This is a genomic window from uncultured Kushneria sp., assembly GCF_947497025.1.
Lineage (GTDB): Bacteria > Pseudomonadota > Gammaproteobacteria > Pseudomonadales > Halomonadaceae > Kushneria.
This window is the reverse complement of sequence record NZ_CANMFC010000007.1, coordinates 23,214-49,289: the sequence shown is the minus strand read 5'-3', so window position 1 is coordinate 49,289 and position 26,076 is coordinate 23,214. Positions and strand designations below refer to the sequence as shown.

Here is a 26,076-nt window from a genome sequence, read left to right as displayed (position 1 = left end):
CCGACGCCTTTCGGGTTAGAATGCCACGATCAGGACGGACGGTATCAGCGCTGTCCCCCATTAAGCCGGCAGCCCGCTCCCTCTATCTTGCAGGACCCTCATGAATCCCGTTATCGCACTTGTCGGCCGACCCAATGTCGGCAAATCCACGCTATTCAATCGGCTGACGCGCACGCGTGATGCCATCGTTGCAGACTTTCCCGGGCTGACCCGTGACCGCCACTACGGCAACGGTCAGCTGGGCGACAAGCCCTATACCGTCATCGATACCGGTGGTATCAGCGGCGACGAGATGGGCATCGATGCGGCCATGGCCGAGCAGTCGCTGCTGGCCATCGACGAAGCCGATATCGTCTTTTTCATGGTGGATGCCCGCGCCGGCGTCATGCCGGCCGATGAGGCCATCGCCAACCATCTGCGCGTCAACCAGAAAAAGACCTGGCTTGTGGTCAACAAGAGTGACGGCCTGCAGGAAGAGATTGCCACCGCCGATTTCTGGGCACTGGGGCTGGGCGACCCCCACGCCATTGCCGCCGCCCACGGGCGCAATGTCACCACCCTGATCGAGCATGTGCTTGAGCCCTTCCCCGAGGTCAGTGAAGAGACCCACCCGGACCTGATCGCCAACGGTATTCGCATCGGTGTGGTCGGGCGGCCCAACGTGGGCAAATCCACCCTGGTCAACCGGCTGCTGGGCGAAGAGCGTGTGGTGGTCTTTGATGAGGCCGGCACCACGCGCGATGCCATTGAAATTCCGTTTGAGCGCCGCGGCCAGCCCTACGTGCTGATCGACACGGCCGGGGTACGTCGCCGCAAGAACATCAGTCTGGCGGCCGAAAAGTTCTCGATCATCAAGACACTGGACGCCATCAAGGAGTGCAACGTCGCCATCGTGGTGCTCGATGCCCGTACCGGTCTGGTCGAGCAGGATCTGCACCTGCTGGATTACGTGCTGACCACCGGGCGTGCGCTGGTGCTGGCCGTCAACAAGTGGGATGGTCTTGAGCAGGAAGCGCGCGAGAAAATGCGCTCCGACATCAAACGGCGTCTGGGATTTGCCGATTATGCCGACCTGCATTTCATTTCGGCGCTTCACGGTACGGCCGTGGGCGATCTCTACCCGTCCATCGAGCGCGCCTTCGCCTCGGCCACGGCGCGCTGGTCGACCAATCGTCTGACCACGCTGTTGCAGGACGCCGTCAGCGAGCACCAGCCGCCGCTGGTCAACGGTCGGCGCATCAAGCTGCGCATGGCGCATCAGGGCGGTGCCAATCCGCCGCTGATCGTGGTGCACGGCAATCAGACCAATGCCCTGCCCGACGCCTACAAGCGCTTTTTGATCAACACTTTTCGCAAGGTGCTCAAGGTCAAGGGCACGCCGATCCGCTTTGAATTCCGTTCCGGCGACAATCCCTACGACAAGAACAGCGGCGACAGCGACCGTGAAAAGGCCAAGGCGCGCCAGCTCGCCCGTACAAAGGAAGCTCGCAAGAACCGACGCTAAAGGCTGTCAGACTCCCGCCCTGACGACCTGGTATGACATTCCGATCGATCCAGGTCAGACTTGCATCAGAAAGCGTTGATCCAACGCCTCTCTGAGGGGAGTTCTTGATGACACTGGGGAAGTTTCGATATCGCCCGGCCTTGCTGATGACCGCAACGCTATCACTGGCCGGCTGCCTGGCACTGCCGCAGGCAAGCTTCATGCTGGGGCGACTGGCGCTCCAGTCGATGGGGGTGGAAAACGTTCGTATCGGCCGATGGGCGGTACCCGTCGATGCCATGACGCTCGAACCCACCGCTCTGGCCCGGGCCGGGCTGGATATGGCCGGCATGCCGGTCAGTCTGGAGCTGCCGCTTTCCCTGACGCCGCCGGACGCCGCACCCGATATCAATCTGACCGGCTATGCCTGGCAGCTTGTGGTGCCGGGTGCCGAGCCGGTCAGTGGCGACGTGGATGAGCCCGTCAGTCTGCGCGGCGGCGAGCCGGCCACTCTGCGCCTGCCGGTGGACCTTTTCCCCGAGACGCCCGAGCGGGAAGGCGCGGCCTACGATCAGAAGCTGCTGGCACTGGCACAGCGGCTGGCGGATCGGCAGCAGCTCCCGGCGGGGAGCACCCTGTCACTGACCCCACGTCTGGACAGCCAGATGGCCCGGCTGATACCGGCACCGACCATTACCCTTGATATCGGGGATGGGGGGGCTCAGGAAAGTGCCGCGGCGCTGCCTACCCCCGTCTACCCACCAAAGACGGGTGTCAGCAGCGATGATACCGCTGAACCTGAAACGCCCCTGCCCGCGGAAAGCCCCTGAACTATGCCTTTTGGGCGTCAGCACGTCCCGTCCAGGCAATGGCGAACTGCCAGGCCGCGCGCCCGCTGCGCACGCCACGCGCCAGCGCAAAGCGACGCGCCTCGGCCTCGGCGGCGTCATCAAACTGCCCGCCCAGGTGAGCCACCCAGTGGGCGCAGGTTCGCAGATAGGTGTCCTGATCGAAGGGATAAAACGATAGCCACAGCCCGAAACGGTCCGACAGCGAAATTTTCTCCTCGACGGCGTCACCATGGTGGATTTCCCCATCCACGACCTGCGTATCGTTATTGTCGGCCATGCTCTCCGGCAGCAGATGGCGCCGATTGGAAGTAGCATAAAGCAGCACATTGTCCGGCGGGCCGGTCAGGGTGCCATCCAGCACGCTCTTGAGCGCCTTGTAGGCATCATCGCTGCCTTCAAAGGAGAGATCGTCACAATAGACGACAAAGCGATAATCGCTGCCTCCGAGCGTTTGCACCAGCGTCGGCAGACCCACCAGATCATGACGATCGACCTGAATCAGGCGCAGCCCTTCGCCTGCCAGATCGTTGATCAGTGCGCGGATCAGTGATGACTTGCCGGTGCCCCGGGCGCCCCAGAGCAGCGCATGATTGGCCGGGCGCCCGCGTAGAAAGGTACGCGTATTGTCCACCAGCGCTTTTTTCTGGGATTCGATACCAATCAACTCCGCCACGCTAACGCTGTCACGCGGCTGAACCGGGGTCAGTCGTCCACCCAGCGCATGGCGCTGCCAGAGCGCGGCAACATCACGTGACCAGTCAATGGGCGCCTGCTCGGGGGGCAATAAGGGCTCCATCCGGTCCAGCAGATTCAAAAGACGTGTGCTCAACTGCTCATTCATGTATTGCTCCGCATCAGGTTATGCTGTCATGTGACCATGACCCCGCTATCCTGGCGTGCCCCTTTGGCACGCGTCCAGCCGGGCCCATCGAATCCCTACAGGAGTTTTGCCGTTCATGATGCGCAAGACCGTGCTGAGTGCACTGACTCTAAGCCTTGGCCTGAGCGCCTGCACCACCTCGCCACTGGGGCGTTCCCAGCTGTCGCTGTTTGACAGCAGCGAGATCGACCAGCAGGGTCAACAGGCCTTTGATGAATACCGCCAGAACCACAAACAGGCCACCGGCCGTGATGGCCGCTATGTCAGCTGTATTGCCAATGCCATTATCGACACGTTGCCCGAGGGGCAGGGCCCATCGAAATGGACCGTTGGGGTTTATCAGGATGACGAGCCCAACGCCTTTGCCCTGCCGGGCGGCTACGTCGTGATCAATACAGGGCTGATGAGCGTGGCGAAAAATCAGGACCAGATTGCCACCGTCGTCGGCCATGAAATGGCCCACGTGCTTTCTCACCATGCCAACGAGCGCACATCAACCCAGTCACTGACCAGCACCGGGCTCGGTGTGGTGCAGTCTGTCACGGGCAATAACGCGCTGGCCCAGCTGCTGGGCGCCGGCGCCCAGTATGGTGTTCTGCTGCCCTACTCGCGTCGTCAGGAAAGCGAAGCGGACCTTTTGGGGCTGGATCTGATGGCACGCGCCGGCTTTGACCCGAAGGCCAGTATTGCCCTGTGGCAGAACATGGCCAGTGCTGCCGGCGGTGGCCAGCCTCCGGAATGGGCCTCCACCCACCCCAACAGCGGCGCGCGCAGTGAGGCCCTCAAGGGCCGCATGCAAAGTGCGGTCAAACTTTCCGAGCAGGCACACGCCGCAGGCCACACTCCCGACTGTGGCAGTATCAGCTCCTGATAACGCCCGGGCCGATCAACGAAGATCGGCCCGCAGCGTTTCCAGCACGGGCGTGGTGTCGGGGCGCGTGCCGCGCCACTGATACCAGGATTCGGCCGCCTGGCCGACCAGCATGCCCAGCCCGTCCACACAGCGCACCTCAAAGGCCTGCGCCCACTCGAGAAAGACGGTGGGCGCAGCGCCATACATCATGTCGTAGGCAAGCGCCCCCTCGTTGAACAGCGTCTCCGGCAGCGGCGGCAGCGCACCGGCCAGGCTGGCACTGGTGGCATTGATGACCAGATCAAAACGGCCCTCGATCTCTTCAAAACCGCAGCCGCGAATCCTGCCGCGGGCATCAAACAGCTCGGCCAGCGCCGTGGCCTTTTCCACCGTTCGATTGGCAATGACCAGCTCCGACGGCCCGGCCTCCAGCAGAGGCTCAAGCACGCCGCGCACTGCCCCGCCGGCCCCCAGCACCAGAATGCGCGCGCCTTCAAGCGGTGCCTCAAGACGCTTGATATCCAGCAGCAGCCCGGCGCCATCGGTGTTGTCACCGATCACCTCGCCACTGTCACCAACCATCAGCGTATTGACGGCGCCGGCCTGTCGCGCCCGCTCACTCAGTCGATCCGCCAGCGTCGCGGCCTGCTGCTTGAAGGGCACGGTGACGTTGGCACCCCGTCCGCCCTCGGTTAGAAAGGCGCGCCAGTGCCCGTAAAAATCATCGACCGGCACCAGACGCGCTTCATAGCGCACCGGATCTGCCAGCTGCTCGGCGAAACCGGCATGGATTTGCGGTGACTTCGAATGCGCCACGGGATTGCCGAACACGGCGTAAAGCGGCGTGTCATTCATGCCTGTCCGGCCTCCTCAAGCCATTCGCGGGGATGCAGATAATCCGTGTACAGTTCGGCCTCGGGAGAGCCTTCTTCGGGCTGATACTGATAGGCCCAGTGCGCCACCGGCGGCATCGACATCAGAATCGACTCGGTGCGTCCGCCGCTTTGCAGACCGAACAGCGTGCCGCGGTCATAGACCAGGTTGAACTCGACGTAGCGCCCGCGCCGATAGTTCTGAAAATTGCGCTCCCGCTCGCCATAAGGCGTATCGCGGCGCTTTTCGACAATCGGCAGGTAGGCCGGCACAAAGGCTTCGGCCACCGCCTGCTGAAAGGCAAAGCTCTGCTCGAACCCTTCCTCGTTGACGTCATCGAAGAAAAGGCCGCCTACGCCACGGGTTTCATCGCGGTGTTTGAGATAAAAATACTCATCGCACCAGCGCTTGTAGCGGGCATAGACATCGTCACCGAAGGGCGCACAGGCATCATGGGCGGTGCGGTGCCAGTGGATGACATCCTCAAGCACCGGGTAATACGGCGTCAGATCGATACCGCCGCCAAACCACCAGACCGGTGTCTCCCCTTCCTTTTCGGCGATGAAAAAGCGAACGTTGCCATGCGTTGTCGGCAGATGCGGGGTTCGCGGGTGCATGACCCAGGAGACGCCAACGGCATGAAAGCTGCGCCCGGCCAGCTCTGGCCGGGCGGCAGAGGCAGACGGCGGCAGGTTCTCGCCAAAGACATGCGAAAAATTGACGCCACCCTTTTCAAATACCGCACCCTCGGTGATGACACGCGAGCGACCGCCGCCGCCATCCTCACGCGTCCAGGCATCTTCCACAAAGTCGGCGCGGCCATCAGTCTGTGCCAGCGCCTGACAGAGCCGATCCTGAAAGTCCAGCAGATAGAGTCGAACCCTTTCGAGATAGGCATGTGACACGGTTGCTCTCCAGCAGGGTCATGGCCACTCCCCGGCCATGACGGGCATTGTATTGCGGGGCAGCGCTAGTCGCGCAGCACGTCGTTGGTGAGCAGATCACGAATCTCGCTGGGACGCGTTCGCCCGCCCAGCGGCCCGTTGACGATGAGCACCCGGTCCTCGAAGACCTGTCTGATCTCTTCGGCGGCCAGACAGGGCGCTTCGCTGGCCCGATTGGCCGAACTCGACACCAGCGGGCCGCCGAAGGCCTCACACAGCGCCTGTACCAGCGGATGATCACTGACCCGCAGGGCTACGCTTGCATGCTCGCCGCGCACCAGCGGATGCGCGCGGCCGTTGTCCGGCACCAGCCAGCTCACGGGTCCGGGCCAGCTGGCCTGAAGCCGGGCACGATGCGTGGCATCAAGCCCGGCAAGCCAGGGCTCGAATTGCTCGATGCTGGCGGCGATCAGAATCAACCCCTTGGCCGGGTCGCGCATCTTGAGGGCCAGAAGACGCTCGAGCGCATCCGTGTTGTCGGGATCGCAGCCCAACCCCCAGACGGCTTCCGTCGGGTACGCCACAACGCCACCATCAATCAGAGAGACGGCGGCGTCCTTTAGCGCCTGCTGGGCGAGAGAAGAGTCAAAATATGAAGACATGCTGCGTGAATACCATTGCCCCAATCAGGGGGCAGTGTATCTCATGCCAGCCTGCGGACCCAGCCACCGGCGACCTGCGCCGCCCACCCGTCGAGCTCCAGCATGAGAAGGCGAGACTGCAGCGCAGCAATCGACTCACCGGTGCGCTCGACCAGGGCATCGACCGGCACGGGCGTGTCGTCAAGCGATTGCCAGAGCGGATCCTCGGGACGTTTATCCTGCGCTGCGGCATCAGGCGTAAGAGGAGCCTGCTCGCCGCTTTGACATGTCGACACTGCGGGCGCCAGTGGGGCACTTCCCCACTGCCGTTCGGGCAGCTCCTGCAGGATCTCTTCCAGACTGGTCACCAACCGGGCGCCTTCACGAATCAGCCACAGGCAGCCGCGCGCCTGCGGGTTATGCAGAGAGCCCGGTAGCGCAAACACCTCCCGGTTCTGCTCCATGGCAAGCCGGGCGCTGACCAGTGAACCACTGGCCATGGCCGCCTCGACCACCAGCACCCCCAACGACAGCCCGGTAATGATGCGGTTACGCCTTGGGAAGTGCTGCGGGTGCGCCCGCGTGCCGGGCGGATGCTCGGACAACAGCAGACCGTCCTGATCCAGCAGCTGCTGACGCAGGCGGGCATGGGTGCGCGGATAGAGCACATCGATCCCGCAGCCCAGTACCGCAACGGTGGCGCCACGGGCTTCCAGTGCGCCGTGGTGGGCACAGCCATCCACGCCCAGCGCCAGCCCACTGACAACGCTATAGCCGGCCCCTGCCATGTCACGCGCGAACCGCCAGGCATTGTCCTGCCCCTCACGGGTGGGCCGGCGCGTTCCCACAACGGCCAGCGCCGGCAGCGACAGCGCCTCGAGCGCGCCCCAGGCCCACAGCACCGGCGGCGGGTCCGGTAATTCATCGAGCATGGCCGGCCAGGCGGGATGCTCCGGCGTCAGCAGGTGATGCTGCGAACTCTGTTCCAGCCACGCCATGGCGGCTTCTACCCGCGCATGAAGGGGACCCTGCCCCGGCATTTGAAGATAGTGGCGCATCATTTGTGCCGCCTCCGCGGGCAGACGAGCCAGCCAGCCCTCGGGCCAGGCAGGCGCCGCCTGCCTGAGTGCCATGAGGCGTTTGGCGCCCACGCGAGGCAGCATCGACAGCGCCAGCCAATGACGAGGCATCGAAGGCTTCGTAAGCTCAGTCATCAAAAGGCGCTCCCAGCCGATCTCCCGTGGCCATGGGCAGCCCGGTCCGGGTCACCAGTGCAAGACTGGCCTGCTCGAACGTACGAACGATCATCAGCTCTCCCAGCACACCCCCTTCAAGCGCCAGCGATTCATTGGTGACCGGGTCGGTGACGGACTGCGCCTCGCCCTGCACAAGAAAACGCATCCCGGGCACCACCTGATGACGCCCCAGATCCACCACCACAATGTCGCGAAGGCCCACGATGCGTCCGGCACCGGGGCGGTCGAGAATCTGCCCTCGAGTGCCGGCCGGTGCCCTTGAGGGCACCAGCTGCCTCGGCGGCGTCCAGCCATCGAGTGCCATGAGCATTGCCCCGCCACTCACTTCACGCGGGCTCTGCTCGATGATCAGCGTCGACAGCGGCGTGCCCGAACGCTCAAGACGTGCCACGCCCTGACGGATCATGACCTGACCCAGCGTGTTGCCCTGCTCATCGTGCAGTACTGCTCCCGGCGTGTAGATGCCGAAACGCCGACCCGGCGGGCCCTGAACATGGCGCGCCAGAATCTGATCACCGGCGCCGCTGATCAACCGCCCTTCACTGCCGCTGACGACATAGGCCCGTGACGCCGCCCTGCCGCTTTCGACAATGCGATAGTCCATCAGCGCCTGCGCCCGGGCCGAAATGTCCACGGGCTCACGCTGCTCGTCCAGCGGCAAAAAGCGCAGCCGCGGCGACAGGGTCACGATGCTGTCCTGATCACCCACCGAAGCAGCACCGGCGCTACACGGCAGGCCCATCAGGGCGCTCACCATGGCAACCATCAGTACCATGGGCTGCCATCCCTGTTCGGCGCGGCGGCTTCTGGCGTTCATCCCTTGCCGTTTCATGTCATCTTCGCTCTGCTGTCGGTTCCGTTGCCAACGCCTGCGCACTACAATAGGCGCCATACGGAGTGAATCCATTCATGCATTTACGGCCGTCACCCCGGCTTTCTTGACCTGACGTGATCGAAGCCGGCGGCTGGCGACCCCACAACAGATACGAACATGGCTCTACTGACGATTCTCGAATACCCCGATGAACGCCTGCGCACCGTTGCAAAGCCCGTGGACCAGGTCGACGATGAGGTACGTCGCCTGATCGATGACATGTTTGAAACCATGTATGACGCCCCGGGGATCGGCCTTGCCGCCACGCAGGTGGATGTGCATCGCCGTGTGATCGTGATGGATGTCAGCGAAGAGAAAAATCAGCCGCTGACGCTGATCAATCCGGAAGTCACCCTGCTGGGCGATGAGCGCGAGCCGCTGCAGGAAGGCTGCCTGTCGATTCCGGAGTACTACGCCGAAGTACCCCGCGCCCTGCGGGTGCATCTCAAGGCACAGGATCGCAATGGCAAGTTTTATGAGCTGGAAGCCGATGGCCTGCTCGCCCACTGCATCCAGCATGAAGTGGATCATCTCGAGGGCGTGCTGTTCGTCGATTACCTTTCTCCGCTCAAGCGTGACCGCGTCAAGAAGAAGATGATCAAGCGCCAGAAGGCGGCTTCCTGAACCCGTTCACGGGTCAACACTGACCGCCCTTCTTCTTTATCGGCGCCCCGGACAGGGGCGCTGACGTCTTTCAGGACCACGCCATGCCCAGCTCTCTTCGCATCGCCTTTGCCGGCACCCCGGACTTTGCCGCCGAACATCTTCGCGCCCTGCTGGCCAGCCGCCATGAGGTCATCTGTGTCTACACCCAGCCGGATCGTCCGGCCGGCCGCGGGCGTCGCCTGACGCCGTCACCGGTCAAGGCACTGGCGCTGGAACACGGCCTTGCCGTGCATCAGCCCGAGAAGCTGAAAACCTCTGACACCCATGCCCCACTGATCGATGCCGACATCGATCTGCTTGTGGTGGTGGCCTACGGGCTGATCCTGCCGCGCGCCGTGCTCGACATTCCCCGTCTGGGCGCCATCAATGTTCATGCTTCCCTGCTGCCGCGCTGGCGCGGAGCGGCACCGATTCAGCGTGCCATCGAGGCCGGCGATCGCGAAAGCGGTGTGACCATCATGGCCATGGATGAAGGACTTGATACCGGCGATATGCTGCTCACGGCCCGGGTACCCATCGAGGACACGACCACCGCCGCCATGCTGCATGATCAACTGGCCGAGATGGGTGCCGGCGCCCTGATCGAGGCGCTTGATCGCCTGAGCGACCATCAGCTGACGGCCACGCCCCAGCCCGAGGAGGGTGTGACCTACGCGGCCAAGCTGAGCAAGGCCGAAGCCCGCCTCGACTTTAGTCAGAGTGCCACGGTGCTGGCTCAGCGCGTTCGGGCCTTCAACCCCTTCCCGGTGGCCTGGACCACGCTGGGCGGCGACACCCTGCGCATCTGGCAGGCCGAAGCGCGTGGGGCTCAGGGCAGCGAACTCGACGCCGCACCGGGACAGCTGCTTGACGACCCCTCGGATGCCCTGTGCGTGGCCTGTGGCGATGGCGTACTGCGCATTACCCACGCCCAGTTGCCGGGCGGCAAAATGCTGTCGGCCCATGAACTTCTCAATCGTCGGCGCGATCATTTCGTTGCCGGCACGCTGCTGGGAGCAGATCAATGACCCGTCAACGCGCTCAAAAGCCCAAACGCGCCATGAGTGTGCGTGCTCATGCCGCCCAGGCACTGGCACCGGTGCTGAACCAGCGCGGGGCACTCACAAGCGATGTCCCCGAAGGCGTTGCGCCGCGAGACCAGGGGCTTTACCGGGCGCTGTGCTTTGGTGTCTGTCGCGCCCTGCCCCAGCTTGAAGCCATTGCCGAAAAACTTCTGAAATCGCCCTTCAAGCAGCGCGACCAGGACGTTCATGCCCTGTTGCTGATCGGGCTGTATCAGCTCTATCACATGCGCATTCCGACCCACGCCGCCGTAGGGGAAACTGCCGGCGGGGCGCGCGAGTTGAACAAGGAGTGGGCCACCCGGGTCATCAACGGCTGCCTGCGTCGCGCCGATCGCGAGCGTGATGCGCTGCTGTCAGCCGTTGCAGAGACACCGGCGGCGGCGCACTGGCATCCTCAGTGGCTTCTGACCCGGCTTGAACAGGCCTGGCCCGACCAGTGGCAGGACATCACGGCCGCCAACAACGTGCCCGGTCCCATGACGCTGCGCGTCAATCAGCGTCATCAATCCCGGGCGGCCTGGCTCGAGCGTCTCGAAGGTGCCGGCCTGGCGGCCAGGCCGTGCCCGTTCAGTGACGATGGCCTGATGCTGGAGACACCCTGCGATGTCGAACAGCTGCCGGGATTTCAGGACGGCGACGTCAGCGTTCAGGATGAGGCCGCCCAGCTGGCCGCCCACCTGCTGCTTGACGGCCTTGAAGCGCGCACGACGCCGCTGCGCCTGCTCGATGCCTGCAGCGCGCCAGGCGGCAAGAGCGCCCATCTGCTGGAATGCGCCCCCGACAACATTCTGACGGCGCTGGACAGCGATGCCACCCGTCTTGAACGCGTACGCGAGACACTGACGCGCCTGAAGCTTTCGGGCACGCTTGTGTCCGCCGATGCCACCATGGATGACTGGTGGGACGGGACACCCTTTGATGGCATTTTGCTGGATGCGCCCTGTTCGGGCACCGGCGTCATTCGTCGCCATCCCGATATCAAGGCGCTGCGTCGGGAAGAGGATATCGCCGAGCTGGTCGCTCTGCAGGGCGACCTTCTGGACGCCCAGTGGCAGCGTCTGGCCCCCGGTGGCCGCCTGCTCTATGCCACCTGCTCGGTGCTGCCGGAGGAAAACGCCGAGCAGATTGCTGCCTTTCTGGCCCGCACCGGTGATGCGCGCGCGCTACCGATCACGGCTGATTGGGGCCAGCCAGGGGGCGAAGGCCGCCAGCTGATGCCAACGCCGGATGGCCATGACGGCTTTTTCTACGCGCTGCTGGAAAAGCACGCCGACTGACGAACCGTTCAGACCAGCGCCGGCAACAACCTTTCACATGCCGGTGCTTGTCAGATGGGCAAGCGCCTTCGATACTGAAAGCCATTCTGGTTGCCGGACACACCACATCCCATGGCCTACTCACATCGTGATACCGACATGCCCGGGACGAGGCCAGCGCCTGAGCAGTGCGCGCTGATCGTGATCGACATGCAGGGCGATTTCATGCCGGGTGGAGCGCTCCCCTGTACCCGTGGCAACGAAATCATCGACGGCATTCAGACCGCCATGTCCAGCGATGAGTATGGCCACGTCGTGGCCACTCAGGACTGGCATCCGGCCGGCCATATTTCCTTTGCCAGCAGCCATGCGGGCCATCAGCCCTTCGACACGATCGAGCTTTACGGCGAATCTCAAACGCTCTGGCCGGATCACTGCGTGCGCGCCACCAGCGGCGCCGTACTGGACACGCGGCTGGACTGGTCACTGGCAGACATCATTATTCGCAAGGGCAGCGACCCGCGCGTGGACAGCTACAGTGCCTTTCGTGACAACCTGGGGCCGAAAGGCACGCGTCCATCCACCGGGCTTGCCGGCTGGCTCAGGGAGCGCGGCGTGACCGAGGTTTCCGTCTGCGGTCTGGCACGCGAGGTCTGTGTGCTCTGGACGGCCGAGGATGCGCTCCGGGCCGGTTTTACCACCCGATTTCTCTGGCCGCTGACGCGTCCGGTGTCGTTTGATTCTGACACCGCCACGTATCGACGGCTGGAACACTGCGGTATTGCGATCGTCGATACCGCTTCCATGGACCCCCCCTGATGCCTGAAGACAGCAGGGGCCACGTTAAAGGAAAGACACCATGAGCGATCATGTCTACAAGTCCATCGAACTGACCGGCTCTTCCGAGACCAGCATCGAGGAAGCCGTCCAGAATGCCCTGACCAAGGCCAGCGAGTCCGTCAAGAACATGCAGTGGTTCCAGGTTACCGAAACCCGCGGCCACATTGAAAACGACCGCGTGGGCCACTGGCAGGTCAGCATCAAGGTCGGCTTTACCCTCGAGTGATGCCCTCACGGCAGCCGCCCCCCGGCTGCCGTTTTTATTCCTTTCGCCGTCTGTTGCAATCCCTCCCTGCCCTTTCCCTTGTCGCCGATTGGTGCCAACATCCCCGCCATTGATCTTGCTTCTCCATCCTTCGGATCACAGTCATGAAAATCATCATTCTGGGTGCCGGCCAGGTAGGCGGCACGCTGGCCGAGCATCTGGCGCACGAAGACAACGACATTACCGTGGTGGATGTCGACAGCGTTCGCCTGCGTGATCTGAGCACGCGTCTTGATCTGAGAACCGTGCAGGGCGTGTGCTCCTACCCCGTCACCCTGAAGGAGGCCGGGGCCGAAGACGCCGACATGCTGATTGCCGTGACCAACTCCGATGAAGTCAACATGATGGCCTGTCAGGTGGCCCATACGCTGTTCAGCACGCCCACCAAGATTGCCCGGGTGCGCGCGACCCAGTATCTGACCAGCAAGGGGCTGTTTTCCCAGGACGCCATTCCGATCGATGTATTGATCAGTCCCGAGCAGGTAGTGACCAACCACATTCGTCGCCTGATCGAATATCCCGGTGCCCTGCAGGTGCTGGATTTTGCCAATGGCCTGGCGCAGCTGGTGGCGGTCAAGGCCTACTACGGCGGCCCGCTGGTGGGCCAGGAGCTCGCGTTTCTGCGCCGCCACATGCCCAATGTCGACACCCGGGTGGCGGCGATCTATCGCCGCAACCGGCCGATCATGCCGCGCGGCAACACCGTCATCGAGGCCGATGACGAGGTGTTTTTCATTGCCGCACGCAAGGACATTCGCACCGTCATGGGCGAGCTCAGGCGCGTGGACCGGGGTTTTCGGCGGGTCATGATCGGCGGCGGCGGCAACATCGGCGAACGGCTGGCCGAGACCCTTGAACAGGACTATCAGGTCAAGATTCTCGAGCAGAACCTGGAGCGCTGCACCCAGCTTTCGGAGCACTTGAAGCGCACCGTGGTGCTGCACGGCAGCGCCACCAGCAAGCGACTGCTGCTCGAGGAAAACATCGAGGAGTGCGACATTTTCTGTGCGCTGACCAACGATGACGAGGTCAATGTCATGTCGTCGATGCTGGCCAAGCGCCTCGGCGCCAAGAAGGTGCTGACCCTGATCAACAATCCGGCCTATGTGGACCTGGTTCAGGGCGGCGAAATCGACATCGCCATTTCACCTCAGCAGGCCACCATCGGGGGGCTTTTGACCCATGTCCGCCGCGGCGACATCGTCAACGTGCACTCCCTGCGCCGCGGCGCTGCCGAGGCGATCGAGGCGATTGCCCATGGGGATTCGCGCTCCTCTCGCGTGGTCGGGCGCACCATCGGCGAGGTCAGGCTGCCCGAAGGCGTCAGCATCGGGGCCATCGTGCGCGGGCGCGACGTCATGATCGCCCACCGCGATATCACCATCCAGACCGATGACCACATCATTCTCTTTGTGGTCGACAAGCGCCGGCTCAAGGAAGTCGAGCGTCTCTTCCAGGTCGGCCTGAGCTTTTTCTAGCGGGCAATCCACAGCAGATACGACCAGATCATCGCTGCCGCCATCCCCGGTGTGCCAGCCACACATAGGGCGGCAGATTGATCACGAGCGCCCCAAGACCCAGCCAGAGCTGTATTGTCGGTGTCAGACCGCTGGGGTAGATCACGCCCAGTAGATAGTGTTCGATGAAACCGCCCTCGAACCCCGCCTGGCCGGCCCGCATCCGCAGCAGGTTTTCCAGCGGTGTCAGCGGGCAGCGCCAGCCATTGAGCTCCAGCGACACGGCCCAGGCCAGTGCCGGCACATGCAGCGCGGCCAGGCGCGGGCGCCACAGCACCATCAGCGCCCCGAGCACTACCCAGACGATAAAGGCCAGATGCAGGACCAACACCCCATCGGCCGCCAGTCGATATGCCATGGCCCGGCTCCCGTCGAGACCCTTCTGTCACTCTAGTGAGCCCTGATCGCTCCGGCCATTCAGGGCCGCTTTTTGTTCATCGCCCGGACTTCGGCGATAATGCGCCATCCCCTATCGGCGGCACTCGGTACCGCCCTTTCATTGACACCAGCCTGTGAGCCACCATGCCCAACCAAGCACAGGGTCCACGCGACACCCTTGATGTCGGTGATCATCATTTAACCCTTGTGGGCACCGCCCACGTCTCCCCTGAAAGCGCCGAAGAAGTCCGCGACCTGATTCAATCAGGCGATTTTGATGCCGTGGCCATTGAGCTTTGCGCGTCACGTCATCAGAGTCTGGTCGACCCCGATGCCATTGCTCGACTGGATCTCTTCCAGGTGCTGCGCCAGGGCAAGGCCGGCATGGTCGCTGCAAGCCTGGCGCTGGGCGCCTTTCAGCAGCGCGTGGCCGAACAGTCCGGCATCGAGCCGGGCGCCGAGATGAAGGCCGCCGTCGAGGAGGCGCAACACCGGGGCCTGCCGCTTTATCTGGTGGACCGCGATATCGGGGTGACACTCAAGCGCGTTTACCGCAACGTGCCGTGGTACAAGCGCATGACGCTCGTATCCGGCCTTGTGGGCAGTGTGCTGTCACGCCAGAAAGTGTCCAGCGAGGAGATCGAGCGGCTCAAGGAAGGCGACGTGCTGGAGGCGACCTTCGCCGAGTTCGCGCAGCAATCCAGGCAGCTCTATACGCCACTGGTCGAGGAACGCGACCGCTATATGGCACTGAAACTGGTCGAGGCCCTGCCTGCTGGCCGGTCCGGGCGCGTGCTGGTGGTCATCGGTGCCGGCCATCTCAAGGGCATGGGCACCCATCTGCGCACGCTCGATGCCGAGCCCCGCACCCCGGAGGCCGTCACCGACGAGCGTCAGGCACTCGATACCGTCGCGCCGTCGGGACGTCTTTTGAAACTGCTGCCCTGGCTGGTCGTGGCGCTGGTGGTGGCAGGCTTTGCCGTGGGCTTCAGCCGCGACACGGGGCTTGGCTGGTCACTGGTCGGTGAATGGGTGTTGATCAACTCGACGCTGTCGGCACTGGGCGCACTGATCGCGCTGGGCCATCCACTGACCATAGTGGCCGCCTTTGTGGCAGCACCCCTGACTTCGCTGAATCCGACCATCGGCGTGGGCTTTGTGACCGCAGGCGTTGAGCTCTACATGCGAAAACCTACGGTGGGTGATTTTTCCACTCTCAGAGCCGACGTCAGCCACTGGCGGGGCTGGTGGCGCAATCGGGTCGCCCGCACCCTGCTGGTTTTTCTGCTGTCCACCGTGGGTTCGGCGGCGGCCACCTGGATTGCCGGGCTGCGCATCGCCGGACAGCTGTTTGGCTGATCCCAAAAGCGCCGTGACAAAAAAAGCGCCGTGACGGTGTCACGGCGCTCGATGGCCTGATCGGTACCGCAATATCAGGTCAGGACGTCGTACTCGCGCACTTCCATCTGCTCAATGGCGTTTTCAAGCGTCTGCGCCATCTGCTTGTAGTGCTCGGTGGCAATATGGGCATCCAGCGCGGCCCGGTCACGCCACTGCTCGACCATGATAAACCGCGACGGCCGCTCACTGTCGCGCGTCAGGGTATAGAGCAGGCACCCTTCATCGTCTCTGGAAGGTGCCACGATTTTGGTCAGCTCGGCCTCGACACGCGCTTCCTCACCTGATTTGGCATCAATGGTCGCCAGAATTCCCAGGGTCATATCTCCGCTCCTGTCATGAACATGCCTCCAAGAATAGACGGCTCAGCTCGTATGTGCGCGCCGCTTTTCCAGAAGTCGCTGCGCGGCCTCGGACTGATGCGGCGTGCCGGCATCGCGGCGGGCCGCGGCGTATTGTTCGTTGAATACCGTAAAGTAGTCATCCAGTACCTGAGCGCCCTGCTCGTCACCCGAGTGGCGCAGCAGCTCGACGGCCACCTCGGCCGTGCACAGATGCTCCGGACTTGCCGGCTTTCTCAGCCGATAACGGGTGAGACGGTCGGTACGCAGGGCCACGATCGGCAGCTCGGCAAGATAGTCACTTCGGCGGAACATGCGCCGCGCCTGGCGCCAGGTCCCATCGAGCAGGATAAAGACCGGGATGCGCGACGTATCACAGGCTTGTGCCATGTCCACCACCCGGTGGCGATAGTCTTCCTGGTCGTCGGGAAAGACCAGACAGGGCGCAAAACGCGGGTCCGCAAGTGCGGCCAGCAGTGCCGGATCCGGCTCGGTGCGCGACCACTCAAACACCCGGGTATGGGCGATGCAGTCACCGATCAGACGGCCGGTGTTGGTCGGCTTGTAATGCTCGATGCGATGGGTGATCAGCCAGAACTGCGCCCGGGTGGTGACGCGCAGACGATAGTCACAGATGCAGTGCAGCCCCGGCATGCGGCACTGCTCACAGCGCTTCACCAGGCTGCCGCGCGCGTTGAACGGCTTGCGCGGCGCCAGTGGGTCATGACCGTCACTCATGATGCTTTTTGCGTCTCATCCGATGCGGTCGCCGGACGTCTTTTCCAGTAGCCGGCCAGAATCGAGCCGGAGATGTTGTGCCATACCGAAAAGAGCGCACCGGGCAGCGCCGCGGCCGCCGGGAAGAAGTTGGTCGCCAGCGATACGGCAAGTCCCGAGTTCTGCATGCCGACCTCGATGGCCACGGCACGGCAGTCCCGCTCGTTGAGCCCTGCCAGACGCGACATCCAGAAACCACCAATCAACCCACAGCCGTTATGAAGCACCACGGCCAGTGCAATGACGGGGCCCAGGGTGGCCAGACGCCCGGCGTTGAGCGCCACCACAATGGCAATGATCATCACGATCGCGGCCATGGCAATGGTCGCCAGCGCCGGCTCGATGCGCCGGATGGTCGTGGCCATGAAGTGATGCACGACCGTTCCCAGCGCAATCGGCACGATCACGAGTTTGGCGATGCTCCAGAGCATGCCCCCCACGGGCACATCGATGCTCGCCCCCATCCAGAGCCAGACCAGCAGCGGCGTCATGACAATCGATAACAGCGTCGAGATCAGCGTCATGCTGATCGACAGCGCCACATTGCCCCCGGCAAGCCAGGTCATGACGTTGGAGGCCGTGCCACCCGAGGTGGCGCCAACCAGCATCATGCCCACGGCAAGCTCCGGCGACAGCCCCAGAAGGCGCGAGATACCAAAGGCGGCCGCGGGCATCAAAAGGTACTGCAGGCCGATCCCGATCATGACCGCGCGCGGTGAGCGTGCCACCCGGGCAAAGTCGTGACGCGACAGCGTCAGCCCCATCGTGAACATGATCAGGGCCAGCAGGGGCGGTACCCAGCCCTTGAGAGAGGCCAGCGCGTCAGGGAAAAACGCCGCCAGCAGGGCCGCACCCAGTGCCCACAGCGGGAAGAATCGGTTGATCTGCTCAAACATGAAGGTATCTATCTGGTAGCGATGACAGGATGCGCTTGTCCATTCATGGAAAGCGCTCGTGATAAACCGCCGCATCCCGTGGCTCGATCAGAGCCTCAGGTATTCAGCAGGGTGTCCGGGTCGGGCTTGAGCAGATGGCCATGTTGTGACCAGAAGTCGCGCAGGCGACTGACCCCTTCGGTGGCGCTGGTGGCCAGCGGCACCACGCCCCGAACGGCCAGCTCGCGCGCACCGGGATCGACCAGTACGCGCGGGGCGGCGAGGGGCGCCTCGTCCATCAGCATCGAGGCTGGCATGACGGCCAGCGAGGTGCCCACAATCAGCAGGAGATCGGCATCGGCGACGATATCGCAGGCGGTGGCATACAGCGGGACATTTTCACCAAACCAGACCACGTGCGGGCGCAGCTGGGCGCCGTCGTCACCGCAGTCTCCCATTTCGATGGTCTCGTCCTCATCGAGACGATAGACCAGCCGGGGGTCGCGGCTGGAGCGCGCCTTCAAAAGCTCGCCGTGCAGATGCAGCACATCGCGCGAACCGGCACGCTCGTGCAGATCGTCGATGTTCTGGGTAATGATGCTGACCCGAAAGTGTTTTTCGAGTTCGGCCAGCGCCAGATGGGCCGCATTGGGTCGGGCCGCCCGCACCTGGGCACGGCGCTCGTTGTAAAAGCGCAGCACGGTTTGAGGATCACGCGCCCAGCCCTCGGGCGTTGCCACATCCTCGACGTGATGATTCTCCCAGAGGCCGTCGCCATCGCGGAAGGTTTTGATACCGCTTTCAGCGCTGATGCCGGCGCCAGTGAGAACGACCAGGTGAGCCATGTGCTTTCCCTTTAAAGATGTAGCCCGGGCGATGTCACCCAAAAGAACGCCGACAGGGCAACGCCGAGGCGCAGGGATTTTAACAGAGTCCTTTCACTGCGCCATCCTGCCCCTGTACATCGGGACACCCAATTACCGACAATAGCGGCTGATGCCCGACCACGACGTTTCAATGACCACGCCCATCCCCGTTATTTATCGTGACGATCACCTGGTGATCGTCCACAAGCCCTCCGGCGCGCTGGTACACCGCAGCGCGCTGGACCGGCACGCACCGGTCATCATGCTGCAGGCACTGCGCAACCAGCTGGGCCAGCATGTCTATCCGGTGCATCGGCTGGATCGCCCGACCTCGGGCGCGATGATCCTTGCCCTGACCCCCGGGATGGCCACGGCGCTGGGTCATCAGTTTCAGGGTCAGCAGGTGCAAAAACGCTATCTTGCCATCGTGCGAGGCATCGGCTCCGAACAAAACACCTATGACTGGGCCCTTCGTGAGGAAGATGGCAAGCGTCCCAAGGCCGAAATGCCGGCCATGGCCGCCGAAACCCATGTCCGACGGCTGGACAGCGTTGAGCTGCCGGTCGCCATCGACCGCTACCCGACCAGCCGCTATTCGCTGATGTCGGTGACGCCGACCACCGGACGGCGTCACCAGATTCGTCGTCATCTGAGCCGCGGCGGCTATCCCATCATTGGTGACGCCCGACACGGCAAGGGCATTCATAACCGCTTTTTTCGCGACAACTTCGGCGCCGGCCGGCTGCTGCTGGCTGCCGTCATGCTCGAGTTTTATCATCCCGCCCACGAGCAGAGGCTCAGGGTGAGCGCCGCCGTCCAGGAGGACATGGCCGCGCTGATGCACCGATTTGGCTGGGCCGGTCACTGCCCGGTCAATCAGGTGCAGTGGCAGGACAATACTCAGAGCAACGCGCCCGACACGTCCGACAGGAGAGACGCCGCATCATGAGCGATTCAGCCAGCGCTGAGCGACTGGACGCTGCCCGTCACGAGGCAGATTTCGCCGCACGCTTTGACGGCATGCGCCGTCTTTATGGTCACACGGGCATCGAGCGTCTGCGCCGCGCCCATGTGGTGGTCATCGGCATCGGCGGTGTGGGCAGCTGGAGCGTCGAGGCGCTGGCGCGATCAGGGTTCGAGCGCATCAGCCTGATCGACCTGGACGATGTCTGCACGACCAATATCAACCGCCAGCTGCATGCCCTTGATGGCACCATTGGCCGCCCGAAGGTCGAGGTGATGGCCGAACGCTGCCGTTTGATCAACCCGTGGATGCAGGTCGAGGCCATCCCGGGCTTTATCACGCCGGACAACATCGAGCGCATGCTGCCGGAAGATACCGATCACGTGATCGATGCCATCGATCATGTGGGCGCCAAGTGTGCCCTGATCAATCATTGCAAACGCCGCAGGATCGGACTGACCGTCACCGGTGGCGCCGGCGGCCTGACCGACCCGACCCGCATCATGACGGCAGATCTCACCCGCACCGAGCACGACCCGCTGCTCTCGAAGGTGCGCAGCCGACTGCGACGGGAGTACGGTTTCAGCCGCAACCCCAAACGCCGATTTTCGGTGACCTGCGTCTACTCTCCCGAACAGCGACGCTACCCGGATGGCGCCGGTGAGGTGTGCAATACTCGCCCGGGCGATGGTGAGACCCTGAAACTCGGGTGCAGCGCCGGCTATGGCTCTGCCACCTTTGTGACCGGCGCCTTTGGCTTTGCCGCCGTGAGCCACGCCATCGAACGTCTGATTCGGACCGGCCTCGCGTCCGACAGCGCCGATGATGATGCTGAACCTACCGCTCAGGAGCCTGCATGAAACGAGAAAACGAACACGCCGTGACCCCTGGCGTCTATCGACACTACAAGGGCAGCGATTACGAGGTGCTGGGTGTGGCGCATCACAGCGAGACCGAAGAGCCGCTGGTGGTCTATCGCGCGCTCTACGGCGAGTTCGGCCTCTGGGTTCGACCGCTGGCGATGTTTCGTGAAAACGTCGAGATCGATGGTGAACCGGTGGCCCGCTTTTCGCTGATCCGACACTTCTAGCGGCTGTCAGCTCAAGAGCCCAAATGACAGCGGGCCGCCCCATGGGGCGGCCCGCTGTCATGCGTATGCGAGACGACGACCGGATCAGGTCGCCGTTTCGCCCTCTTCGCGCTCGTTGGCAGGACGCATCTGGCGCTGCTTGTAGTTTTCCAGCCCGACCTGCTCAAGCAGATGCAGTTCGGTCTCGATGATATCGATGTGCTCTTCTTCTTCGGCCAGGATCTTCTTGAGCATTTCGCTGCTCGGGTAATCGGCGACGGATTCGCAGTGGCGAATGGCCTTGATCAGATCATCACGACCGTCGTGCTCAATGCGCAGATCGCACTCCAGCATTTCCTGAACGTGCTCGCCGATGTGCAGCTTGCCCAGATCCTGCAGATTCGGCAGACCGTCGAGAAACAGAATGCGCTCGATCAGAATATCGGCGTGCTGCATCTCTTCGATGGATTCCTTGTATTCCCAGTCTCCCAGACCGTGCAGGCCCCAGTTGCGATACATGCGGGCATGCAGGAAATACTGGTTGATGGCAATGAGCTCGTTGCCAAGGATTTTATTGAGGTGCTCGATAACCTGAGGATCGCCTTTCATGTGCTTCTCCGCCATCAGTGGTCATGGCGATCGCCGAAACCTGCGTCCGCCTGTGGAGGCAGTATCCAACAAACGCACGGGGATTTCGACCACACAGGCATAAAAAAAGGCTCAATGCGAGCCATTATCATAAGACAATTCAAACAGTTAGCAGTTAAAAACCAATCCCTTTCAGGCAAGCGCCAACCTTAGCGTGCAGCGTAGGCAAGCTCTTCAAAATGGCGGGCCGGAATGTGCTGCGACACATGCCGCTCGAGCAGGGCTTCATCGACGATTTCCTGTGCCAGACAGGTGCACTTGCCGCACTGGGTGGAACACCGCGTCATCCGGGAAACGTCTTCCCAGCTCGAGGCACCCAGCGCCACTGCCTGCTTCAACTGCCCGTCCGTGACCTTCTTGCACATGCATACAAACATGGAGACTCCCGCCACAAGAGAATACAAATGATTCTCATAAGAGATTGCATTGGCGCAATATGCGAAACATTTTCATTCGCGTCAACCTCAAACGTGACAGGGACATAAAAAAAGAGCGACCGAAGTCGCTCTCTGACACCAGAAGGCCGTATTCAGTAGAGACCGGCCGGGCTGTCACTGTAGGAGATCAGCTGACACTTGAGCTGCTGATAATTGCCCAGCATGGCCAGATGAGTCTCGCGACCGATACCGGATTTCTTGTAGCCCCCGAAGGCGGCATGTGCCGGATACTGGTGATAGCAGTTGGTCCAGACCCGACCGGCCTGAATGGCTCGACCCATGCGATAGGCGCGGTTCATGTCGCGCGTCCAGACCCCGGCGCCCAGGCCGAACTCGGTATCGTTGGCGATGGCCAGCGCCTCCTCCTCGGTCTTGAAGGTGGTCACGGACAGCGTGGGCCCGAAAATTTCCTCCTGAAAGATACGCATGTCATTGCGGCCCCTGAAGATCGTGGGCTGCACATAGAAACCGTTGGCATAGTCCTGATCGACCGAGGCCCGCTCACCGCCCAGCAACAGCTCGGCGCCTTCATCACGGCCGATCTCCATATAGGAGAGAATCTTGTCGAACTGCTCTTTGGAGACCTGAGCCCCCATCTCGGTTTCGGTATCCAGTGGATTGCCCGACTTCAATCGTTTGGCCCGCTCCACGGCCCGCGTCATCAGCGTGTCATAGACCGACTCATGAATCAGCGCGCGGGATGGACAGGTACAGACCTCACCCTGATTCAAAAAGGTCATCATCAGACCTTCGACGCACTTGTCGATGTAGGCATCTCCGTGATCGAGCACGTCCTCGAAATAGATATTGGGCGACTTGCCACCGAGCTCCAGCGTGGCCGGAATGATGCGCTCGGCCGCCCGGGACATGATGTGGCTGCCCACCGGGGTGGAGCCGGTAAAGGCAATCTTCTGGATACCCGGGTGGGTGGCCAGCGCCTCGCCGGCCTCCTCCCCGATACCCTGCACCACATTCAGCACGCCCGGCGGCAGCAGGTCCTGAATCAGCTCCAGCAACACGCAGATGGAGACCGGTGTCTGCTCGGCCGGCTTCAACACACTACAGTTGCCGGCCACCAGCGCTGGCGCCAGCTTCCAGCCAGCCATCAGCAGTGGAAAGTTCCAGGGAATGATCTGGCCGACAACGCCGTAGGGTTCGTGATAGTGGTAGGCCACCGTCTGGCTGTCGATTTCACTAATGCCGCCCTCCTGTGCCCGGATACAGCCGGCAAAGTAGCGAAAGTGATCCGCCAGCAGCGGCAGGTCGGCCGCTAGGCATTCCCGGATCGGCTTGCCGTTGTCCCAGGTTTCGGCCACGGCCAGCATCTCGAGGTTGTTCTCGATGCGATCGGCGATTTTGAGCAAAATACCGGCACGCTCGGCAGGCGCCGTGGCGGCCCAGCCGGGCGCGGCCTTCTGGGCAGCCTTCACGGCGCGATCGATGTCTTCCGGGCCGGAGCGCGGCACCCGGCAAAACACGTCGCCGGTGACCGGCGTCACGTTATCCATGTAGCGGCCGTCATGGGGTGCGCACCACTCACCGCCGATGAAGTTGTCGTACTGCTCGCGAAAATGTACGAGGGCATCCGAACTGCCGGGTCTGGCGTACTGCATTGTCCACCTCCAGAAAATCAGGGTAGCGGTCGATGAAAGAACCTCTCGGCACCTTCTACTCTGGCACTGCCGGGACAGCACAACAAACGGATATTGGTCCAACAGGGAGGGGCCAGAAGCGCTTTCAGCGCCTGGGTAAGTGACCTGCGAAAACGCCCTGAAGCCATCACTTCAGGGCGCAGGTCAAGGGCCGGGAGGGATCAAACGGGTCAGCCGGCGCGGCGCAACAGCCAGAAACCGAGCGCAAAACATGCGCCCATGGGCACCACAATGGCCCAGATGGGCGAGAACCCGAAGATGGTGGCAGCCGGGCCGAGCAGGTCCTGCACGTACTTGAACACCAGCCCGACCACAGTGCCGTAAAACACCCGCGACCCGGCCGCGACGCTTCTCAGCGGGCCGAAGATGAACGAGGCCGCAATGATGACCAGCGAGGCCAGCGTCAGCGGCAGCAGCACCTTCTGCCAGAAATAGAGCCAGGTATCGTTGGCGCTGATGCCCTGCTCGTTGAGATAGCGCCCGTAGCGCCAGAGATCCTCGATCGACTGGCTGTCACGGTCGGTGATGATCAGACGCAACAGCTCGGGATCAAGCGACGTGTCCCACTCAAGCCGGTCAAGATGCTCGGCGCTTGTGGCGTTGTCCTGAATCAGGGTCCGATCCACGTCTTCCAGCGTCCACTCATCCCCTTCAAGCACGGCCCGCGAGGCATGAGTGGCCTCTACCAGCTGCTCTCCGTCATAGCGAAAGCGGTTGACGTCCAGCAGCGTATTGTCCGAACGAATGGAGCCAAAGCGGTAGAAACTGTCGCCCTCGCGCTGCCACCCGCCACTGCGTGACACCGCGCTGCCTTCCTGAAGCTCGGTGCGCCATGCCTGGCCGAACATTTCGGTACGCGGGGCAGCAAACTCGCCCACTGCCATGACCAGCAGCACCACGATCAGCAGGGGCTTCATGACCCCGATCAGAATACGCCACAGGGAAAAGCCGGCCGAACGCATGACGGTCAGCTCGTTGCTGGAGGCCATCGCACCAAGCCCCACCAGCGAGCCGATCAGCACGCTCACGGGCGCATACTGATAAAAGCGCCAGGGCAGACGAATCACCCCATACATCAATACCTGCAGGGTGCCGTAGTTGCCCTCGGTATCCCCCAGGTCGTTGATAAAGCTGATGGTGAAGTCAAGCCCGAGAATGATGAGATGCACGATCAGCATGCCCATGAGGACATTGCGCGCGATGTAGCGATCAAGCCGGTTGAACATCAGCGCGCCCCTCCATACTGGCTGCTTCGATGCAAAAGCCAGGCCCCGATCAGGGCAAAGACGGCGTGAATGGGCCAGAGCCCAATGGCAGTCGGGAGACTGCCGCTGCCCACGGCGTCCTGTGCGGCCAGCAACAGGCTCATGTAGGCCACGTACAGGATGATGGCCGGCATCATCTTGGCAAAACGCCCCTGGCGCGGATTGGCCCGCGACAGTGGCAGGGCAATCATGGTCAGGATCGGCACCATCAGGGCCAGCGAAATCCGCCACTGAAGGGCGGCACGCGCCTTGTCGCTTTCATCCCCGAGAAGACGCCAGGTGGGCTGAAGTTCGACATCATCCACGTCCATCTGGGCTGTGCCGTTTTCAAGCCGGGCGGCATAGGTGTCGAACACAAGCTGCTCGGCGACCCGGCTGCCCGGCCTGACACTCTCTCGGGTGCCATCGGAAAGCACCAGAAAGCGGCTGTCACTTTCAGGGTCAGTGGTCTGATAACCGTTTTTTCCCCGGGTCAGCACATCCACCCGCTGCCCCTGCTCATTGCGAGTCTGCTCGGCAATAAAGACGTTAAAGACGTTTTCCATTCGGCTGCTGCCCTGCCCGACACGCTCGGCATAAATGGTGCGATCCCCCAGTTTCTGAAAGCGCCCGGGCGAGAGCGCACTGAAATCGGCCTTCTCCTGCTGCTCGGTCAGCGTTTTTTCGTTCTGGGTCAGCCCGGCCGGCGTCAGCCACAGGCTACAGGCCCCGACCACACAGGCCATCAGCAGTGCCGGCCAGCATGATGCGCCCAGAATGCGTGCGGGACTGACGCCGCAGGCCGCCAGCACGGTCATTTCACTGTTGAGGTAGAGCTGTCCGTAGGCCAGCAGAATGCCCAGAAAGAAGGCCAGCGGCAGAATCAGCTGGAGGAAACTGGGCATATGAAACAGCATCAGGCTGCCCAGAAGGCTGGCCGGAAAGTCGCCCTCCGCCACGTCACTGAAGTAGCGAATGAAGCGATTGCCCATGATGACCAGCAGCAAAATGCCGGTCACGGCACTCATCGTGGTCAATATTTCACGAATCAAGTAGCGAAAAACGATCAAGCGCAGACTCCCTCATACATCAATATCGAGCGATCGTTTCCGATGCATCTATCGCAAGGTAACTCCCGACCATGCAATGGTGCAGGGGTTTGCGTACACTGAAGGCCTGTTCGGACCCACCTGTTCAACGCATCGAGCATACGTTTACCGTACT

At 62.6% G+C, this 26,076-nt stretch carries 29 protein-coding genes; 13 read left to right on the top strand and 16 right to left on the bottom strand.

All coding sequences use genetic code 11. The annotated features are described in order from the left end of the window. Positions 1-100: 100 nt before the first annotated feature. Positions 101-1,504, top strand: coding sequence for a ribosome biogenesis GTPase Der (gene der / locus Q0931_RS13415; protein ID WP_299261119.1), 1,404 nt, complete (start codon positions 101-103; stop codon positions 1,502-1,504). A gap of 107 nt (positions 1,505-1,611) precedes the next feature. Then, positions 1,612-2,313, top strand: a complete 702-nt coding sequence (locus Q0931_RS13410; protein WP_299261117.1) for a hypothetical protein — start codon at positions 1,612-1,614, stop codon at positions 2,311-2,313. Between the two features lies 1 nt (position 2,314). Here Q0931_RS13410 and Q0931_RS13405 read toward each other — a convergent pair whose 3' ends face one another. After that, positions 2,315-3,175 (bottom strand): ATP-binding protein, encoded by an 861-nt coding sequence (locus Q0931_RS13405; protein WP_299261115.1) that lies wholly within the window; start codon positions 3,173-3,175, stop codon positions 2,315-2,317. A 115-nt stretch (positions 3,176-3,290) separates the two neighbouring features. Here Q0931_RS13405 and Q0931_RS13400 point away from each other — a divergent pair, with 115 nt between their 5' ends. Further along, positions 3,291-4,085, top strand: coding sequence for a M48 family metallopeptidase (locus Q0931_RS13400; protein WP_366941618.1), 795 nt, complete (start codon positions 3,291-3,293; stop codon positions 4,083-4,085). 15 nt (positions 4,086-4,100) lie between these two features. On the opposite strand, the gene aroE is transcribed toward Q0931_RS13400, so the two are convergent. From aroE to Q0931_RS13375, 5 genes are all read right to left on the bottom strand, one after another. Continuing rightward, entirely contained in the window at positions 4,101-4,922 is an 822-nt protein-coding gene (aroE, locus tag Q0931_RS13395; RefSeq protein ID WP_299261113.1) for a shikimate dehydrogenase, read from the bottom strand. After that, positions 4,919-5,845 carry an oxygen-dependent coproporphyrinogen oxidase gene (gene hemF / locus Q0931_RS13390; RefSeq protein ID WP_299261111.1) on the bottom strand — a complete coding sequence of 309 codons (927 nt, stop codon included), beginning with the start codon at positions 5,843-5,845 and terminating at the stop codon, positions 4,919-4,921. The genes aroE and hemF overlap by 4 nt, the downstream gene beginning before the upstream one ends. Positions 5,846-5,910: 65 nt before the next feature. Then, a complete protein-coding gene (locus tag Q0931_RS13385; protein ID WP_299261109.1) occupies positions 5,911-6,486 on the bottom strand; it encodes a Sua5/YciO/YrdC/YwlC family protein in 576 nt (191 codons plus the stop codon). Between the two features lie 41 nt (positions 6,487-6,527). Then, a complete protein-coding gene (gene dprA, locus Q0931_RS13380) occupies positions 6,528-7,679 on the bottom strand; it encodes a DNA-processing protein DprA (RefSeq protein WP_299261107.1) in 1,152 nt (383 codons plus the stop codon). After that, positions 7,672-8,553, bottom strand: coding sequence for a hypothetical protein (locus tag Q0931_RS13375; RefSeq protein WP_299261105.1), 882 nt, complete (start codon positions 8,551-8,553; stop codon positions 7,672-7,674). The genes dprA and Q0931_RS13375 overlap by 8 nt, the downstream gene beginning before the upstream one ends. A 159-nt stretch (positions 8,554-8,712) precedes the next feature. On the opposite strand from Q0931_RS13375, the gene def reads away from it, so the two are divergent. From def to trkA, 6 genes are all read left to right on the top strand, one after another. Then, positions 8,713-9,219 carry a peptide deformylase gene (def, locus tag Q0931_RS13370; protein ID WP_299261103.1) on the top strand — a complete coding sequence of 169 codons (507 nt, stop codon included), beginning with the start codon at positions 8,713-8,715 and terminating at the stop codon, positions 9,217-9,219. A gap of 83 nt (positions 9,220-9,302) precedes the next feature. Next, positions 9,303-10,268, top strand: a complete 966-nt coding sequence (fmt, locus tag Q0931_RS13365; protein WP_299261101.1) for a methionyl-tRNA formyltransferase — start codon at positions 9,303-9,305, stop codon at positions 10,266-10,268. Beyond that, positions 10,265-11,602, top strand: a complete 1,338-nt coding sequence (gene rsmB, locus Q0931_RS13360; protein WP_299261099.1) for a 16S rRNA (cytosine(967)-C(5))-methyltransferase RsmB — start codon at positions 10,265-10,267, stop codon at positions 11,600-11,602. The genes fmt and rsmB overlap by 4 nt, the downstream gene beginning before the upstream one ends. 111 nt (positions 11,603-11,713) lie before the next feature. Then, positions 11,714-12,400 carry a nicotinamidase gene (locus Q0931_RS13355; RefSeq protein ID WP_299261097.1) on the top strand — a complete coding sequence of 229 codons (687 nt, stop codon included), beginning with the start codon at positions 11,714-11,716 and terminating at the stop codon, positions 12,398-12,400. Positions 12,401-12,440: 40 nt separating this feature from the next. After that, positions 12,441-12,647: a dodecin gene (locus tag Q0931_RS13350; RefSeq protein ID WP_108844154.1), complete on the top strand. Its 207-nt coding sequence runs from the start codon at positions 12,441-12,443 to the stop codon at positions 12,645-12,647. A 134-nt stretch (positions 12,648-12,781) separates the two neighbouring features. Then, positions 12,782-14,164 carry a Trk system potassium transporter TrkA gene (gene trkA / locus Q0931_RS13345; protein ID WP_366941622.1) on the top strand — a complete coding sequence of 461 codons (1,383 nt, stop codon included), beginning with the start codon at positions 12,782-12,784 and terminating at the stop codon, positions 14,162-14,164. Positions 14,165-14,192: 28 nt separating this feature from the next. On the opposite strand, the gene Q0931_RS13340 is transcribed toward trkA, so the two are convergent. Further along, a complete protein-coding gene (locus tag Q0931_RS13340; RefSeq protein WP_299261092.1) occupies positions 14,193-14,561 on the bottom strand; it encodes a DUF2784 domain-containing protein in 369 nt (122 codons plus the stop codon). Positions 14,562-14,725: 164 nt separating this feature from the next. On the opposite strand from Q0931_RS13340, the gene Q0931_RS13335 reads away from it, so the two are divergent. Further along, positions 14,726-15,940 (top strand): TraB/GumN family protein, encoded by a 1,215-nt coding sequence (locus Q0931_RS13335; RefSeq protein WP_299261090.1) that lies wholly within the window; start codon positions 14,726-14,728, stop codon positions 15,938-15,940. Between the two features lie 74 nt (positions 15,941-16,014). Here Q0931_RS13335 and Q0931_RS13330 read toward each other — a convergent pair whose 3' ends face one another. The 4 genes from Q0931_RS13330 to Q0931_RS13315 form a co-directional block, all read right to left on the bottom strand. Beyond that, positions 16,015-16,302: a putative quinol monooxygenase gene (locus tag Q0931_RS13330; protein WP_299261088.1), complete on the bottom strand. Its 288-nt coding sequence runs from the start codon at positions 16,300-16,302 to the stop codon at positions 16,015-16,017. Positions 16,303-16,344: 42 nt separating this feature from the next. Further along, complete coding sequence (locus Q0931_RS13325) at positions 16,345-17,058, bottom strand: DTW domain-containing protein (protein WP_299261086.1); 714 nt, start codon at positions 17,056-17,058, stop codon at positions 16,345-16,347. Further along, on the bottom strand, positions 17,055-17,993 hold the full coding sequence (locus Q0931_RS13320; RefSeq protein ID WP_299261084.1) for a bile acid:sodium symporter family protein: 939 nt from the start codon (positions 17,991-17,993) through the stop codon (positions 17,055-17,057). The genes Q0931_RS13325 and Q0931_RS13320 overlap by 4 nt, the downstream gene beginning before the upstream one ends. Before the next feature lie 95 nt (positions 17,994-18,088). Then, positions 18,089-18,817 (bottom strand): Sir2 family NAD-dependent protein deacetylase, encoded by a 729-nt coding sequence (locus tag Q0931_RS13315; protein WP_299261082.1) that lies wholly within the window; start codon positions 18,815-18,817, stop codon positions 18,089-18,091. A gap of 172 nt (positions 18,818-18,989) precedes the next feature. Between Q0931_RS13315 and Q0931_RS13310 the strand changes: the two genes are divergently transcribed. The 3 genes from Q0931_RS13310 to Q0931_RS13300 are packed head-to-tail and all read left to right on the top strand — an operon-like array spanning position 18,990 to position 20,892. Further along, a complete protein-coding gene (locus Q0931_RS13310; protein ID WP_299261080.1) occupies positions 18,990-19,787 on the top strand; it encodes a pseudouridine synthase in 798 nt (265 codons plus the stop codon). Beyond that, a complete protein-coding gene (locus Q0931_RS13305; protein WP_299261079.1) occupies positions 19,784-20,662 on the top strand; it encodes a tRNA threonylcarbamoyladenosine dehydratase in 879 nt (292 codons plus the stop codon). Before Q0931_RS13310 ends, Q0931_RS13305 begins: the two co-directional genes overlap by 4 nt. After that, positions 20,659-20,892: a DUF1653 domain-containing protein gene (locus tag Q0931_RS13300; protein ID WP_299261077.1), complete on the top strand. Its 234-nt coding sequence runs from the start codon at positions 20,659-20,661 to the stop codon at positions 20,890-20,892. Before Q0931_RS13305 ends, Q0931_RS13300 begins: the two co-directional genes overlap by 4 nt. A gap of 84 nt (positions 20,893-20,976) precedes the next feature. Here the strand turns inward: Q0931_RS13300 and bfr are convergent, their stop codons facing one another. The 5 genes from bfr to lptF form a co-directional block, all read right to left on the bottom strand. Further along, entirely contained in the window at positions 20,977-21,480 is a 504-nt protein-coding gene (bfr, locus tag Q0931_RS13295; protein ID WP_108844194.1) for a bacterioferritin, read from the bottom strand. 188 nt (positions 21,481-21,668) lie between these two features. Further along, positions 21,669-21,896 (bottom strand): (2Fe-2S)-binding protein, encoded by a 228-nt coding sequence (locus Q0931_RS13290; protein ID WP_299261072.1) that lies wholly within the window; start codon positions 21,894-21,896, stop codon positions 21,669-21,671. Between the two features lie 152 nt (positions 21,897-22,048). Continuing rightward, complete coding sequence (locus tag Q0931_RS13285; protein ID WP_299261070.1) at positions 22,049-23,569, bottom strand: aldehyde dehydrogenase family protein; 1,521 nt, start codon at positions 23,567-23,569, stop codon at positions 22,049-22,051. A gap of 209 nt (positions 23,570-23,778) precedes the next feature. Beyond that, positions 23,779-24,837, bottom strand: a complete 1,059-nt coding sequence (gene lptG, locus Q0931_RS13280) for an LPS export ABC transporter permease LptG (RefSeq protein WP_299261449.1) — start codon at positions 24,835-24,837, stop codon at positions 23,779-23,781. Beyond that, a complete protein-coding gene (gene lptF / locus Q0931_RS13275; RefSeq protein WP_299261068.1) occupies positions 24,834-25,922 on the bottom strand; it encodes an LPS export ABC transporter permease LptF in 1,089 nt (362 codons plus the stop codon). Before lptF ends, lptG begins: the two co-directional genes overlap by 4 nt. Positions 25,923-26,076 lie beyond the last annotated feature (154 nt).

Coding starts and splice junctions, on each gene's coding strand:
- der (WP_299261119.1), top strand. CDS start 101: ATGAATCCCGTTATCGCACTTGTCGGCCGACCCAATGTCGGCAAATCC.
- Q0931_RS13410 (WP_299261117.1), top strand. CDS start 1,612: ATGACACTGGGGAAGTTTCGATATCGCCCGGCCTTGCTGATGACCGCA.
- Q0931_RS13405 (WP_299261115.1), bottom strand. CDS start 3,175: ATGAATGAGCAGTTGAGCACACGTCTTTTGAATCTGCTGGACCGGATG.
- Q0931_RS13400 (WP_366941618.1), top strand. CDS start 3,291: ATGATGCGCAAGACCGTGCTGAGTGCACTGACTCTAAGCCTTGGCCTG.
- aroE (WP_299261113.1), bottom strand. CDS start 4,922: ATGAATGACACGCCGCTTTACGCCGTGTTCGGCAATCCCGTGGCGCAT.
- Q0931_RS13385 (WP_299261109.1), bottom strand. CDS start 6,486: ATGTCTTCATATTTTGACTCTTCTCTCGCCCAGCAGGCGCTAAAGGAC.
- dprA (WP_299261107.1), bottom strand. CDS start 7,679: ATGACTGAGCTTACGAAGCCTTCGATGCCTCGTCATTGGCTGGCGCTG.
- Q0931_RS13375 (WP_299261105.1), bottom strand. CDS start 8,553: ATGAAACGGCAAGGGATGAACGCCAGAAGCCGCCGCGCCGAACAGGGA.
- def (WP_299261103.1), top strand. CDS start 8,713: ATGGCTCTACTGACGATTCTCGAATACCCCGATGAACGCCTGCGCACC.
- fmt (WP_299261101.1), top strand. CDS start 9,303: ATGCCCAGCTCTCTTCGCATCGCCTTTGCCGGCACCCCGGACTTTGCC.
- rsmB (WP_299261099.1), top strand. CDS start 10,265: ATGACCCGTCAACGCGCTCAAAAGCCCAAACGCGCCATGAGTGTGCGT.
- Q0931_RS13355 (WP_299261097.1), top strand. CDS start 11,714: ATGGCCTACTCACATCGTGATACCGACATGCCCGGGACGAGGCCAGCG.
- Q0931_RS13350 (WP_108844154.1), top strand. CDS start 12,441: ATGAGCGATCATGTCTACAAGTCCATCGAACTGACCGGCTCTTCCGAG.
- Q0931_RS13340 (WP_299261092.1), bottom strand. CDS start 14,561: ATGGCATATCGACTGGCGGCCGATGGGGTGTTGGTCCTGCATCTGGCC.
- Q0931_RS13335 (WP_299261090.1), top strand. CDS start 14,726: ATGCCCAACCAAGCACAGGGTCCACGCGACACCCTTGATGTCGGTGAT.
- Q0931_RS13330 (WP_299261088.1), bottom strand. CDS start 16,302: ATGACCCTGGGAATTCTGGCGACCATTGATGCCAAATCAGGTGAGGAA.
- Q0931_RS13325 (WP_299261086.1), bottom strand. CDS start 17,058: ATGAGTGACGGTCATGACCCACTGGCGCCGCGCAAGCCGTTCAACGCG.
- Q0931_RS13320 (WP_299261084.1), bottom strand. CDS start 17,993: ATGTTTGAGCAGATCAACCGATTCTTCCCGCTGTGGGCACTGGGTGCG.
- Q0931_RS13315 (WP_299261082.1), bottom strand. CDS start 18,817: ATGGCTCACCTGGTCGTTCTCACTGGCGCCGGCATCAGCGCTGAAAGC.
- Q0931_RS13310 (WP_299261080.1), top strand. CDS start 18,990: ATGACCACGCCCATCCCCGTTATTTATCGTGACGATCACCTGGTGATC.
- Q0931_RS13305 (WP_299261079.1), top strand. CDS start 19,784: ATGAGCGATTCAGCCAGCGCTGAGCGACTGGACGCTGCCCGTCACGAG.
- Q0931_RS13300 (WP_299261077.1), top strand. CDS start 20,659: ATGAAACGAGAAAACGAACACGCCGTGACCCCTGGCGTCTATCGACAC.
- bfr (WP_108844194.1), bottom strand. CDS start 21,480: ATGAAAGGCGATCCTCAGGTTATCGAGCACCTCAATAAAATCCTTGGC.
- Q0931_RS13290 (WP_299261072.1), bottom strand. CDS start 21,896: ATGTTTGTATGCATGTGCAAGAAGGTCACGGACGGGCAGTTGAAGCAG.
- Q0931_RS13285 (WP_299261070.1), bottom strand. CDS start 23,569: ATGCAGTACGCCAGACCCGGCAGTTCGGATGCCCTCGTACATTTTCGC.